Origin of the sequence: Acidovorax sp. Root70 (genome assembly GCF_001428225.1) — a bacterium.
In the GTDB taxonomy this organism is placed as follows: domain Bacteria; phylum Pseudomonadota; class Gammaproteobacteria; order Burkholderiales; family Burkholderiaceae_C; genus Acidovorax.
Genome location: NZ_LMHQ01000013.1, coordinates 68,283 through 80,519 on the forward strand (window position 1 = coordinate 68,283; position 12,237 = coordinate 80,519).

Genomic DNA, 12,237 nt, shown 5'->3' on the forward strand with positions numbered 1-12,237 from the left:
CCCCATGAAACGCGAACCCCAGCCCCCTCTCCACCCCACCGCTTCCCTGCAGCCCATCAGCCTGGATGTGCTGCGCGAGAAATACCTCAAACCCGGCGAGACCACCGCTGACGAGCTTTACCAACGCGTGGCGCGGTCCCTGGCCTCGGTCGAAAAGCCTGAGCTGCGCGAAAAGTACGAAACCCTGTTTTTGGCCAATCTGAAGGCGGGCGCCATCGGTGCTGGCCGCATCATGAGCGCCGCAGGCACCGATATCCAGGCCACGCTCATCAACTGCTTTGTGCAGCCCGTGGGCGACTGCATCCAGGGCGTGGACGACGAGGGCTTTCCGGGCATCTATGAAGCCCTGCGCGAGGCCGCCGAGACCATGCGCCGTGGCGGTGGCGTGGGCTACGACTTCTCGCGCATCCGTCCCAAGGGCGCGCAGGTCAAGGCCACGGCTTCCATGGCGTCGGGGCCGTGCAGCTACATGAACGTGTTCGACCAGTCTTGCTCCACCGTGGAGAGCGCCGGCGCACGCCGGGGCGCCCAGATGGGCGTGCTGCGCATAGACCATCCCGATGTGCACGAGTTCATCACCGCCAAGCGCACGCCGGGCCGCTGGAACAATTTCAACGTGTCGGTGGGGGTGTCGGACGAGTTCATCCATGCCGTGCAGAACAACGCGCCGTGGGAGCTGGTGCACAAGGCCCGCCCTGGCGCCGCGGTGTTGGCCCAGGGCGCCTACCAGCGTGCCGATGGCCTGTGGGTGTACGCCACCGTGCCGGCGCGCGAGCTGTGGGACACGATCATGAAATCGGCCTACGACTTTGCCGAACCGGGCATCCTGTTCCTTGGCCGCATCAACGAAGACAACAACCTGCACTATTGCGAAGACATCGCAGCGACCAACCCCTGTGGCGAGCAGCCGCTGCCGTCATACGGGTGCTGCGACCTGGGTCCCGTCATCCTGACCCGTTTTGTGCGCCACCCCTTTGGCTTTGGTGGCGTGGCGGCGTTTGACTTCGACGCCTTCACCAAGGCGGTGGCGCTGCAGGTGCGCGCCCTCGACAACGTGCTCGATGTGACCTATTGGCCACTGCTGCAGCAGCGCGACGAGGCCATGGCCAAACGCCGCATTGGCGTCGGCTTTACCGGCATGGGCAACACGCTGGCCATGCTGTGCCTGCGTTACGACCTGCCCGAGGGCCGCACCATGGCCGCGCGCATTGCCGAGTGCATGCGCGACGCTGCGTACGCCGCATCGGTGGACCTGGCGCGCGAGAAAGGGGTGTTCCCGAAGTTCGACGCCAACGGCTATCTGGCCGAAGGCACGTTCGCCAGCCGCCTGCCGGAATCGCTCAAGGCGGCCATTCACCAGCACGGCATCCGCAACAGCCACCTGCTGTCCATCGCCCCCACGGGCACTGTGAGCCTGGCCTTTGCCGACAATGCGTCCAACGGCATCGAGCCGCCGTTTTCGTGGATGTACAAGCGCAAGAAGCGCGAGTCGGACGGCAGCACCACCGAATACGCGGTGGAAGACCATGCCTGGCGCCTCTACCGCGAGCTGGGCGGCGACGTGGATGCGCTGCCCGACTACTTCGTATCGGCCCTGGCCATGCCTGCCGAAGGCCACATCGCCATGATGGAAGCCGTGCAGCCCTTTGTGGACACCGCGATTTCCAAGACCGTCAATATCCCCGCTGACTATCCCTACGAAGGGTTCAAGGACCTGTATCTGCAGGCCTGGCGCGCGAAGCTCAAGGGCCTGGCCACCTACCGGCCCAACGCCATCCTCGGGTCGGTGCTGGAAACCCATGCAGCTCCTGCGCCTGCGCCCGCTACGGCACCTGTGGCGGCACCTGCACCGGTGGTGGACCCCATGCGCACCGTGATCGAGAGCCGACCGCAAGGCGGGCTGTCGGCGGTGGCCGAAAAGCTCGAATACTGGACGCAGGAGGGCCACAAGACCCTGTACCTCATCGTGTCGTTCCTGCCCGTGCCCACGGGCGTGGGCAACGGTACGGTGGACCGTGCCATCGAGTTCTTCATGCCCGTGGGCCAAAGCGGCGAGTCGCAGCAGTGGATCACCTCCAGCATGCGGCTGTTGTCGCTCGCAGCGCGTGGGGGCTTCCTGGAGCGGGCGCTGTCGGACATGCGCAAGGTCGCCTGGGACCGTGGCCCGGTGCGCCTGGGCACCCATCGCAAAGACGATGGCACCATGGTGCCGATGTGGCATGACTCCGAAGTGGCGGCCATGGCCTACGCCATCCAGAACATCCTGGCGCGCCGGGTGGCCGACCCGGTGCAGCAGCAGCTGCCGCTGGATGAGCCCGCTCCCCCGCCCGTGGCCGTGCCCCAGGCCATGGCGGGCAAGAAGTGCAGCGAATGCGGGGCGCACGCCGTGATCCGCAAGGATGGTTGCGACTACTGCACGCAGTGTGGACACCTGGGAAGCTGCGGATGACCACTCCTCGGCCCACCATTCCCGTGCGCGCGGCGTCGGGCAAGCCGTCTGCCGAGGCCCTCGCGCAGATGGACAGGCACTGGCGCTGGCGCTATGTGATGCTGGCGCCCCATCGGCTGGGTTTTTTGCTCGCCATGGTGGTGCTGGTGGCCTCGGGGGCGTGGTGGGCGCTGGTGCAGGTGGACCGGTCCACCCAGTGGTGGGCGTTGCCTGCCGCGCTGCCGCCCACGCTGGTGCATTCCGCGGTGATGGCTTTCGGATTCATCCCGCTGTTCTTCTCGGGCTTTCTCTTCACGGCGGGCCCCAAGTGGCTGGGTGTGGAGCCGCTGCCCGTCAGCGCGCTGCAGTTTCCCCTGCTCGCCCAGGCTGCAGGCTGGTTGCTGTGGCTGGCTGGCGCGCATTGGCATGCTGTGGTCGCGCTGGCCGGGCTTGCGCTGGCCTGCGGCGGGCTGGTGTGGATGACGGTGCAGTTCTGGGGCCGGGTGCGGTTGAGCCAGGCGCAGGACCAGCTTCATGCGCGCGTGATTGCGGGCGCTTGCCTGCTCGGCAGCGTCAGCGTGGCGGGGCTGTGGCTCAGCCTGGTGCTGGGGGCCCCCGCAGTGGCCAGGGCGTGGGTGTTCACGGGCCTCTGGGGGTTTGTGGTCGTGGTGTATGTCACGGTGGCGCACCGCATGATTCCTTTTTTTACCTCCAGTGCCATGCCCATGGTGCAAGCCTGGCGGCCTTTCTGGGTGCTTTGGCTCATGCTGGCGGCGGCGTTGCTGCAGGTGCTGGCCGTGTGGCTTGAATGGGCCGGCATCTCTGCCAGCGCCGCGGGCCCCGCCTGGGGACTGGTGCATGGCGCGCTGCAGCTGGCGGTGGGGGGCGTGCTGATCTGGCTGGCCTGCGTGTGGGGGCTGGTGCAGAGCCTCAAGAACAAGCTGCTGGCCATGCTGCACATTGGCTTCTTGTGGCTGGGTGTGTCCTTCTTGCTCGGGGGCGTGTCCGCGTGGCTGGCCTGGGGGCTGGGCGTTGGCGGCCTGGGCCTGGGCGCCCTGCATGCGCTCACCATGGGATGCCTGGCGTCGTTGATGCTGGCCATGGTCACGCGGGTGTCTTGTGGGCACAGCGGGCGGGCGTTGGTGGCTGACCGCATGGCGTGGTCGCTGTTCTGGCTGCTGCAGGCCGCCACGGTGCTGCGCATTGTGGCTGCGGCGCCGGGTGTTCCCGGTGCGGTGCTGCTCTGGCTGCTACCGGTGGCCGCCGTGCTGTGGGCTGGCACCATGGCGGCATGGGGTGTGCGCCTGGGCCGCTGGTATGGCTGTCTGCGGGCCGATGGCCGACCGGGCTGAACCCGCTCCTTCAAGGATTTGCAATGGCTGTCATTCCCTGGCCTTTGAGCCACGTATCCAAGCCGCCCGCTGCCTCCGCACGCGCGCCGGTGGCGGAGGATGTGGCGGGCATGGCTGCGGCGCTGATCCAGTCGCGCCAGACCATCCTGCCCAAGCGACTGGGCACCCCCGGGCCGAATGCCGCCGAACTGGCGCAGATCCTCCAGGCCGCAGCCCATGCGCCAGACCATGGCCAACTGGTGCCCTGGCGGTTTGTGCTGGTGCCTGATGCCTCGCGCCCCATGCTGGCCGGGGTGTTTGCCCAGGCCTTGTTGGAGCGCGACCCGGCTGCCACCCCCGAGCAGGCCGAGCAGGCGCGGGAGAAGGCATACCGGTCTCCCGTGCTGCTGCTGGCGGTGGTGGACGCTGAGCGCGGCGATGCCGAGATCGACCTGGCCGAGCGCACCGTCTCCGCTGGTTGCGCCGTGCAGAATATGCTGCTGATGGCCACCGCACAGGGGTTCGGGTCGGCACTGACCAGCGGCAAGGCCCTGAAGGCGGCCAGCCTGCGGGCACTGTTTCAGCTGGCGCCGTCTGAGCAGGCCCTGTGTTTCATCAGCATCGGTACCGTACAGTCGCGCAAAGCGGCCCGGGCTCGTCCCGCGGCGGGAGCCTACGTGAGTACGCTGGATGCCGAACGGGGCGTGGTGCCCGGTTTTTGAAGCCCCGCCCCCTTTCTTTGATTGCGAGACTTTTTCATGGATATTTCCAGTTTTGACGACCTGCTGCAGGCAGCACGCATGCAGCCTGAACCCCAGCGCCTGCTGTTTGTCTTTGCGGCGGTCGAGTTGCCTGATGACGCCACCCCTGCGCAGCGCGCGCGTTTCGAGGCTGGGCAGGGCGGCTCCCTGGCGCCGCTGATGTGCGTGGACAAGACGCCACAGGAACTGGCATCGTTCGACGCGTTGGTGGATGAGGCCCGCCAGTTCACCGCCCCGGGGCACGACTGGGCCATCGTGTTTGCGGCGGCCCTCTCGGGCACGCTGAACAAGGCGCCCACCAGTGCCGATGCCGAGGCGCCGTTGCAGCGCATGGTGGATGCAATCAAGGGCGGCGCGCATGGGGCGTTTATTCCGTTCGACCGCCAGGGCCACCCTGTGCGGTTTGGCTGAGGCGAGCCATGGCTTCTGCCTCCGCACCTGCACCGACATCGGCTGCCATCCCCGGGAGAGCCATACCGCGCCATGTGCCAGGCTTCAGTGCGCCCGCCGTGGGCTTCGAGCAGCCCTTTGCCATGCTGGAGGCTTGCCACGAACGCGTGCAGCGTACGCTGGGTTTGCTGGGCCGCTTGCGTGCCCATGTGCAGGCGCAAGGGGTGGACAACGATGCCCGCCAGGCCGCGCGCGATGTGCTGCGCTATTTCGACATCGCGGCGCCGCTGCACCACCAGGACGAAGAGCTGCATGTGTTCCCGCTGCTGCTTGCCCAAGCCACGCTCGAAGTGAAGGACTTGGTCTCGCAACTGCAGCGGGACCATGTGGCCATGACGTCCGACTGGGCGGCAGCCCGGGCTGGCCTGCAGGCGATGGTGGATGGGGGCTCCTCGGGCTTTACCCCGCAGGACGAGGCCGCGTTGGACCGCTTTGCTGCCCGATATGACGCCCACATTGCCGCCGAAGAAGGGGTGGCCTACCCCGCAGCTGCCACGTTGCTGGCGCCAGATGCGCTCGCCGCGATGGGGCGTGAGATGGCCGCGCGGCGTGGTGCTACCTGATCGCTATTAAAAATATAGCTTTCGAAGCATATTCGACTAGCGCAAGAAGCCATTTGGGCTGGATTTCTTGCCTGGACGGCTTTTCAAGGGCCTGAAGAGTCCCTGGGACGCGCAGCGCACGGTGGTGGCCGTTGCCCGGTGGCGATGCCAGCCATTCCGTCTGGGCAGTACCGTTGCAGCCGCAGTGGGTAGGTGCCGCGCGATACTGCGGGGTTGCGCACGCCGCCCGCTGCGCGTGCTAGTCCCCCGTTTCGTATGCGCCCCCACTTCCTTGTTCGTACCCTGGCCACCCTCGCCCTGGCGTGGGCTGCCGCCGCTGCCTGTGTGGCGCTGCACACCCCGCTGCCCTGGATGATCGGCCCGCTGCTCGCCACCTCCATCGTGTCGATGGCCGGCGGTCCCACCGAGAGCTGGGGCCCGCTGCGCAACGCCGGGCAATGGACCATTGGCGCCGCCCTGGGCCTGTATTTCACGCCCCAGGTGGTCGCGCTGATCGGGGGGCTGTGGTGGGCCATCGTGCTGGGCATCGTGTGGGCGCTGTTCCTGGGCTGGCTGTTTGGCGCGTGGCTCTACCGCGTGCACGCACCGCGCATGCATGGCGTGCCCGCCTCCATGCTGCGTGCCACCAGCTACTTTGCCGGGGCGATTGGCGCTGCGTCCGAGATGACCTTGTTGTCCGAGCGCGAAAACGCGCGCACCGACCTGGTGGCCGCCAGCCACAGCCTGCGGCTGCTGATCGTCACGGTGACCATTCCGTTCGCGCTGCAGTTCAGCGGCCTGCACGGCCTGGACATCTTGCCGCCCACGCTGCGGGTGGTGAGCTGGCCCGGGCTTGCGCTGTTGGCGGTGCTCACTGGTGCGGGCGCGCTGCTCATGGAGCGCCTGGGCCGAGCCAACCCGTGGTTCATGGGGGCCATGCTGGTGTCCATGGGCCTGACCATGGCGGGCCAGAGCCTGTCGGCCGTGCCCCAGGGCATGGTCAATGCGGCCCAGCTGGTGATCGGGGTCAGCCTGGGTGTGCGGTTTCGCGCGGAGTTTTTGCACACCGCGCCGCGTTGGCTGGCCTCGGTGGCGCTGGGCACGGTGGGCCTGATGGGTGTGTGTGCTCTGTTTGCTGGCGCCCTGGCCTGGGCCACGGGGCTGCCCTGGGTCACCTTGCTGCTCGGCACCTCGCCGGGCGGCATCACCGAAATGGCCATCACGGCCAAAGTGCTGCAGCTGGGGGTGCCGGTGGTGACTGCGTTTCAGGTGTGCCGGCTGATTGCGGTGCTGATGCTGGTGGACCCGCTGTACCGGCGGATTTATCCGCCCAGCGAGCACGTAGGCACGGTGGGCTGAGCTAACGCACCGGGCCTTGTCGCGGCGTTAATGCACCACGACGGGGTTCTGCGCCAAGCCCGCGTAGCGGTCCAGCGCGTCTTCCACTTCTTCCTGGGTCGGGGTGTCGCGCTGCCAGGCCAGGATCTGCTCCTGGAACATCTCGGCCCAGGAGCCGTCCAGATACACCTCTTTGCCCGAGCGCTTGTCCACGATTTCAAAGCCATGGCGCGCGAGTTGGGGAACAGCAGGGGCGGTGTCGTTGAGCACCTGGGCGCTCTTTTTCTCCACGGCGTCGGGCAGCATGTGGACCACCACGAAGGATTCTGAGTCGTAGAGCATGTGCATCGTGTTCCCCTTGTCGATATAGATGTCAGATGACAGCGGGTGCGCAGAGTTCAAGGGGCCCCGGTAAAGCCCGTGGCTTTTGCCCTCTGTTGCGTTGCAGTATTTCATGAAAAACGGAGCATGCCGGGTTCATGGGGCTTTTTTGCCCGGATGGCGTTTGGGCGCAACACTCGGTTCGGCGCAAGCAAGCGCAGGCCGTGCTCAGGGCGGACCGCTGGCGCGCAGCAGCAGGTCGGCGAAATCGCCGTTGGCCTGGGTGAGCTTGATGCGCACGGGCAGGTAGCCCAGCCCTGGGGCCACCCAGAGCTCGGCCTTCTGGTCATAGTCCTTGCGGGGCTGGCGCAGCAGCTTGAGGGCGGGTGTGGGCCCGGCGGGCAGGTCTAGGGTTTCGGGGCCTTCCACGGTGAAGGTCCAGCGGTCGGCGCTGCGTGCACTTACCGTGGTCAGCGTGATCTGGGTTCCGGGCACAAACCGACCCGGGTCTGCGGCCAGCATCGCGCCCAGCTGGATGAACAGGCTCAGGCGGTCTTGTACACCCGGGCCTGCGGCGGCATCGGGCGTGTTGGCGCTGAAGGTGATGCGGCCCTTGGCGTAGTCGAAATGGGCGGCCTGCTCGCTGCGGGATTTGTCGGAGAACTTCTCGGGCAGCAGTCCTTGCTCCGTGACCGTGCCCACGCTGCGCTGCGTGCGGGTGCCCACCAGGAAGGCGCTGATCTCCTGGCGCGCCTCGTAGCGGTTGCCGTCGTGCTGCCACAGCAGCTCGGCCCGGGCGCTGTAGGCGAACTTTTTGGCCTGGCCGCTCACATCAAACGCGAGCCGCGTGGGGACGGGAATGCGCACGGGCAGTGGTGGGGTGCTGGCGCTGCGGCCGGTGCCTCCGGGCGGGCGGATGTCCACGCCTGTGCCGGTCTGGGCGTCTTCGGCGGGGGGCTCTGGGGGTATGGCTGGTACCGATGCCGCAGGCGCGGGTGCCGGAGCGGCGTCTTTGGTAGGCGTCTCAGGGGTTGCGCTGGCCACAGTGGTTGCGGCACCGGTGTCCGCAGGCGTGCCAGCTTCTACGGCGGGGGCGGCTACCGGTGCAGGTTCGGGACGGTCCTGGGCCGCAGGGGCTGGGGGGCGCTTGGGGAAGGGCGTTTTTTTACGGGGCGGAGGTTGCGGTGCGGCAACCGGCACGGCAGTCACGCCGGGAGGCGCAACGGTTGGTGGTGGCGGTGCGGGCGCAATGCTGCGCGTGCTGAACACCTGGCTGGACGGCTGCGCGGGGCTGTCCCAGGCCAGGGGCACGCCGCTGAGCACCAGCCAGTGCAGGGCCAGCACCAGGGCTGTGATGAAAACCAGCGCGCGCCGTGGCATCTCGTCCGTGTGTGTCGGGGTCGTCAGGCGCTGCCTGCGCCCAGGTCGCTGGACAGCTGGGCCGCCGCCGTGCGCAGCGGTGCATCAATAGCGCCGCTCCACTCGGGGTCGAAGGTGGCGATGGAGCCCAGGGTGGTGATGCCCAGCTCCAGGTGCCCATCGGCATCGAACACTGGGGCGCAGAAGGCGACGATGCCGGGCAGCAGCGTGTCCACCACGCGGGCGGCGCCGCGCTCGCGCACCTCGGCCAGCAGGGTATTCACCTCGGCCATGGTGGCGGGCAGGTCGGTACGGCGCATCTTGACGGCGCGGGCCAGCTCCTCTTTCAGCAGCGGCGCCACCACCTCGGGCGACATGAAGGCCGCAAAACACCGGCCCGTGGCCGACGACAGCAGCGGCATCACGTCGCCCAGGCGCAGGTTGGCGGTGACGGCCTGGGGCGATTCCTCCCAGTGCACGATGGTGGGGCCATGGTTGCCCCACACCGCCAGCGCCAGCGTGTGGCCGATGGTTTCCATCAGTGCAGGCATGCGCTCGCGGGCCAGGCGCACGCCATCGAGCCGCGTCAGCGAGGCCAGCCCCAGCTTGAGCGCGGCAGGGCCCAGGTCGTAGCGCGCGGTACGGGGGTCTTGCGTGACCAGGCCCAGGCGCTGAAAGCTCACCAGATACCGGTGCGCCTTGGCCGCGCTCATGCCCGCCGAGGCGGCCACATCCTTGAGCATCAGCGGCCCGCGCGAGCGTGTCAGCCCCTCCAGCAGGGCAAAACCCACCTCGACCGATTGAATTCCTGCACGTTCTTTGTCCATGTGCACTAAAATTTGCGAGTTTTGTTTAGTTAAATCAATTTACCCAAGCGTAATTCGTGTTGGGTGAAGACTTTCAACCCCTTGAGACAAAGGTCCTGCCACCATGAAACTCGCTACCTACAAAGACGGCTCGCGCGACGGCCAACTGGTTGTCGTCTCCCGCGACCTGGGCACGGCCCATTATGCGACCGGCATTGCCAGCAAGCTGCAGCAGGCGCTGGACGACTGGGGCTTCCTCTCGCCCCAGCTGCAGGACCTGTACGACCAGCTCAACAGCGGCCGCGCGCGCCATGCCTTCCCCTTCGACTCCGCCCAGTGCATGGCCCCTCTGCCCCGCGCTTACCAGTGGGCTGACGGGTCTGCGTACATCAACCACGTCGAACTGGTGCGAAAAGCGCGCAACTCCGAAGTGCCCGAGAGTTTCTACACCGACCCCCTGATGTACCAGGGCGGCAGCGACGACTTCATCGGCCCCTGCGACGACGTGGTGGTGCCCAGTGAAGCCATGGGCATCGACTTCGAGGCCGAGATCGCCGTGGTGACCGGTGATGTGAAGATGGGCACCAACGCCGACCAGGCGCTGGACGGCATCCGCCTGGTGATGATTGCCAACGACGTGAGTCTGCGCAACCTGATCCCGGCCGAGCTGGCCAAGGGCTTTGGCTTCTTCCAGTCCAAGCCCGCCACCGCCTTCGGCCCTGTGGCCGTGACGCTGGACGAGCTGGGCGACGCCTGGGACCATGGCCGCGTGAACCTCACCGTGCAGTCCACCTGGAACGGCCGCAAGGTCGGCATGTGCGACGCGGGCCCCGAGATGACCTTCCACTTTGGCCAGCTCATCGCCCACGTGGCCAAGACGCGCAACCTGCGCGCGGGCTCCATCATTGGCAGCGGCACCGTCAGCAACAAGGGTGTGGAGCAGAACGGCCGCATGGAATGGCCCAAGGGCTACAGCTGCATTGCCGAGAAGCGCTGCATCGAAACCATCCAGGACGGCAAGCCCAGCACCGAATTCATGAAGTTCGGCGACACCATCCGCATCGAGGTCAAGGGCAAGGACGGCGCCAGCATCTTCGGCGCCATCGACCAGACGATTGCCGCACCGGCCGCCTGAGGCCGCGCAGCACAAAATTTGAATAAAACCGGCTGCATGCGCTACAAGAATGTGCGCTAGCAGCTATCAAATTCATAGTATCAAGGAGACAACCCCATGCAACGCCGTACCCTCTTGTCCGCCCTGGCCGCCGCAGGCGCCACCAGCGCCGCGCCCTGGGCCGCCGCCCAGTCTGCCTGGCCCGACCAGCCCCTGCGCTGGGTGGTGCCGTACCCCGCCGGTGGCGGCACCGACGTGCTGGCGCGCACCGTGGCCGAGGCCATGCGCCAGACGCTGGGCCAGCAGATCGTGGTCGACAACCGCCCCGGTGCCTCGACCAACATCGGCGCGCAGATGGTGGCCACGGCCAAGCCGGACGGCAACACCTTCATGTCGGCCGACAACGCCGTGCTGGCCTACAACGAGCACCTGTTCACCAAGCTGCCGTTCAACCCCGAAAAAGACTTCACCTACGTGGGCGGCATCAGCCGCTTTCCGCTGGCACTGGTGGTGAACCCGGCGTTTGAAGCCAAGACGGTGAAAGAGTTTTTGGCCTACGCGCGCGCCAACCCCGGCAAGCTCAACTACGCATCGCCGGGCAATGGCTCGCCACACCACCTGGCGATGGAGATGTTCAAGAACCGCACCAAGACCTTCCTCACCCACATCCCCTATCGTGGCGCGGCACCTGCGCTGCAGGACGTGATGGGTGGCCAGGTCCCCTGCATGTTCCTGGACCTGGCCGCCGGCCTGCCGGTGATCACCTCGGGCAAGGTGCGCGCCCTGGCCATCGGCTCGGCCAAGCGCATCGCTGCGTTGCCCGACGTGCCCACGCTGGCCGAGGCGGGGGTGCCCAACACCGAGGTGTTTGCGTTCCAGGGCATCCTGGCGCCCGCTGGCCTCCCCGCTGCCATCACCGCGCGTTTGAATGCCGACCTGAACAAGGCCCTGCTGAACCCCGCCGTGGTCAAGCGCATGAACGACTTCGGGATGGAAGCCTTGCCCGGCACGCCTGAACAGTTCCGCGCCATGGCGCGGGCCGAGTCCAAGCGCTGGGGCGAGATCATCAAAGCGGCAGGCGTGAAGCTGGACTGATCGCGCAGCACTTCGGTGCACGGGGCAGTGCACTGGGTGGCTTGGTTTTGCCGAGCCTTGCCACCCCTGTGGCCTCGCAGGCCACCTGCCTGTTCAAGCCCACCTATTCAGGCAGGTGGCACACCGCCTCGATGTTGTTGCCCTCGGGGTCGATGACAAACGCGCCGTAGTAGTGCGGGTGGTAGTCGGGCCGCAGACCGGGGGCTCCGTTGTCTTGGCCCCCGGCTTCCATGGCGGCGCGGTAGAAGGCATCGACCTGGGCCCGTGTGGCGGCCCGCCACGCCAGGTGGCAGCCCGTGGTGGCGGGCGGGCCGCCGTAGGGCGAGGGGCCGTCGATGAACCACACGTCGGCTTTTTTGCCGTCGGGCTCGGACGGGGCCGGGTAGGCAAAGCCCAGCATGTTTGAGCCGTAGTTGCCTTCAAAACACAGGCTGTAGCCCAAAGGCGTGAGGGCGGCTGTGTAGAACGCCTTGGCGCGGGCGATGTCGGTGACGCGGAAAGTCATGTGGTCCAGCATGTGAAATGGCTCCTGGGCTGATGAAGGGGTGGTTGATTGCACGAATACTGTATTTATGTAAGGGGTATCTATTTAGCTCCAGTGGCATCAGAATAGCTGGATGGAAACCCAGATGCTAACGCCAACTCCTGGACAGGACTACCCTCGCACCTGGAACGAATTTCTTGACTGGTTT

12 protein-coding genes are annotated in these 12,237 nt (G+C 66.9%); 8 read left to right on the forward strand and 4 right to left on the reverse strand.

Annotated elements, in window-relative coordinates:
* Positions 1-4: 4 nt before the first annotated feature.
* The 6 genes from ASD94_RS09655 (at position 5) to ASD94_RS09680 (ending at position 6,871) form a co-directional block, all read left to right on the forward strand.
* Positions 5-2,449 (forward strand): adenosylcobalamin-dependent ribonucleoside-diphosphate reductase, encoded by a 2,445-nt coding sequence (locus ASD94_RS09655; RefSeq protein ID WP_056641981.1) that lies wholly within the window; start codon positions 5-7, stop codon positions 2,447-2,449.
* A complete protein-coding gene (locus tag ASD94_RS09660) occupies positions 2,446-3,780 on the forward strand; it encodes an NnrS family protein (RefSeq protein WP_056641985.1) in 1,335 nt (444 codons plus the stop codon). Before ASD94_RS09655 ends, ASD94_RS09660 begins: the two co-directional genes overlap by 4 nt.
* A 23-nt stretch (positions 3,781-3,803) precedes the next feature.
* Entirely contained in the window at positions 3,804-4,481 is a 678-nt protein-coding gene (locus ASD94_RS09665; protein WP_082576821.1) for a nitroreductase, read from the forward strand.
* A gap of 36 nt (positions 4,482-4,517) precedes the next feature.
* Positions 4,518-4,931, forward strand: coding sequence for a hypothetical protein (locus tag ASD94_RS09670; protein ID WP_056641986.1), 414 nt, complete (start codon positions 4,518-4,520; stop codon positions 4,929-4,931).
* An 8-nt stretch (positions 4,932-4,939) separates the two neighbouring features.
* Entirely contained in the window at positions 4,940-5,533 is a 594-nt protein-coding gene (locus ASD94_RS09675) for a hemerythrin domain-containing protein (RefSeq protein WP_082576822.1), read from the forward strand.
* 255 nt (positions 5,534-5,788) lie between these two features.
* Positions 5,789-6,871 (forward strand): AbrB family transcriptional regulator, encoded by a 1,083-nt coding sequence (locus ASD94_RS09680; protein WP_056641993.1) that lies wholly within the window; start codon positions 5,789-5,791, stop codon positions 6,869-6,871.
* A gap of 27 nt (positions 6,872-6,898) precedes the next feature.
* On the opposite strand, the gene ASD94_RS09685 is transcribed toward ASD94_RS09680, so the two are convergent.
* The 3 genes from ASD94_RS09685 to ASD94_RS09695 form a co-directional block, all read right to left on the reverse strand.
* The gene (locus ASD94_RS09685; protein ID WP_055392879.1) at positions 6,899-7,198 is read right to left on the reverse strand and encodes a DUF3567 domain-containing protein; all 300 of its coding nucleotides are present in this window, start codon (positions 7,196-7,198) and stop codon (positions 6,899-6,901) included.
* Positions 7,199-7,399: 201 nt separating this feature from the next.
* Positions 7,400-8,551 (reverse strand): DUF3108 domain-containing protein, encoded by a 1,152-nt coding sequence (locus ASD94_RS09690; protein ID WP_056641994.1) that lies wholly within the window; start codon positions 8,549-8,551, stop codon positions 7,400-7,402.
* A gap of 23 nt (positions 8,552-8,574) precedes the next feature.
* On the reverse strand, positions 8,575-9,357 hold the full coding sequence (locus tag ASD94_RS09695) for an IclR family transcriptional regulator (protein WP_056641998.1): 783 nt from the start codon (positions 9,355-9,357) through the stop codon (positions 8,575-8,577).
* Between the two features lie 103 nt (positions 9,358-9,460).
* On the opposite strand from ASD94_RS09695, the gene ASD94_RS09700 reads away from it, so the two are divergent.
* Both ASD94_RS09700 and ASD94_RS09705 read left to right on the forward strand, forming a co-directional pair.
* Complete coding sequence (locus tag ASD94_RS09700) at positions 9,461-10,471, forward strand: fumarylacetoacetate hydrolase family protein (RefSeq protein WP_056641999.1); 1,011 nt, start codon at positions 9,461-9,463, stop codon at positions 10,469-10,471.
* Between the two features lie 96 nt (positions 10,472-10,567).
* Positions 10,568-11,545: a tripartite tricarboxylate transporter substrate binding protein gene (locus ASD94_RS09705; RefSeq protein WP_056642000.1), complete on the forward strand. Its 978-nt coding sequence runs from the start codon at positions 10,568-10,570 to the stop codon at positions 11,543-11,545.
* A gap of 103 nt (positions 11,546-11,648) precedes the next feature.
* On the opposite strand, the gene ASD94_RS09710 is transcribed toward ASD94_RS09705, so the two are convergent.
* Positions 11,649-12,062, reverse strand: coding sequence for a VOC family protein (locus tag ASD94_RS09710; RefSeq protein ID WP_056642003.1), 414 nt, complete (start codon positions 12,060-12,062; stop codon positions 11,649-11,651).
* Positions 12,063-12,237: the final 175 nt, after the last annotated feature.

What these genes read in the sequence shown, in the direction of transcription:
- ASD94_RS09655 (WP_056641981.1), top strand. Translation starts at nt 5, where the DNA reads ATGAAACGCGAACCCCAGCCCCCTCTCCACCCCACCGCTTCCCTGCAG.
- ASD94_RS09660 (WP_056641985.1), top strand. Translation starts at nt 2,446, where the DNA reads ATGACCACTCCTCGGCCCACCATTCCCGTGCGCGCGGCGTCGGGCAAG.
- ASD94_RS09665 (WP_082576821.1), top strand. Translation starts at nt 3,804, where the DNA reads ATGGCTGTCATTCCCTGGCCTTTGAGCCACGTATCCAAGCCGCCCGCT.
- ASD94_RS09670 (WP_056641986.1), top strand. Translation starts at nt 4,518, where the DNA reads ATGGATATTTCCAGTTTTGACGACCTGCTGCAGGCAGCACGCATGCAG.
- ASD94_RS09675 (WP_082576822.1), top strand. Translation starts at nt 4,940, where the DNA reads ATGGCTTCTGCCTCCGCACCTGCACCGACATCGGCTGCCATCCCCGGG.
- ASD94_RS09680 (WP_056641993.1), top strand. Translation starts at nt 5,789, where the DNA reads ATGCGCCCCCACTTCCTTGTTCGTACCCTGGCCACCCTCGCCCTGGCG.
- ASD94_RS09685 (WP_055392879.1), bottom strand. Translation starts at nt 7,198, where the DNA reads ATGCACATGCTCTACGACTCAGAATCCTTCGTGGTGGTCCACATGCTG.
- ASD94_RS09690 (WP_056641994.1), bottom strand. Translation starts at nt 8,551, where the DNA reads ATGCCACGGCGCGCGCTGGTTTTCATCACAGCCCTGGTGCTGGCCCTG.
- ASD94_RS09695 (WP_056641998.1), bottom strand. Translation starts at nt 9,357, where the DNA reads ATGGACAAAGAACGTGCAGGAATTCAATCGGTCGAGGTGGGTTTTGCC.
- ASD94_RS09700 (WP_056641999.1), top strand. Translation starts at nt 9,461, where the DNA reads ATGAAACTCGCTACCTACAAAGACGGCTCGCGCGACGGCCAACTGGTT.
- ASD94_RS09705 (WP_056642000.1), top strand. Translation starts at nt 10,568, where the DNA reads ATGCAACGCCGTACCCTCTTGTCCGCCCTGGCCGCCGCAGGCGCCACC.
- ASD94_RS09710 (WP_056642003.1), bottom strand. Translation starts at nt 12,062, where the DNA reads ATGCTGGACCACATGACTTTCCGCGTCACCGACATCGCCCGCGCCAAG.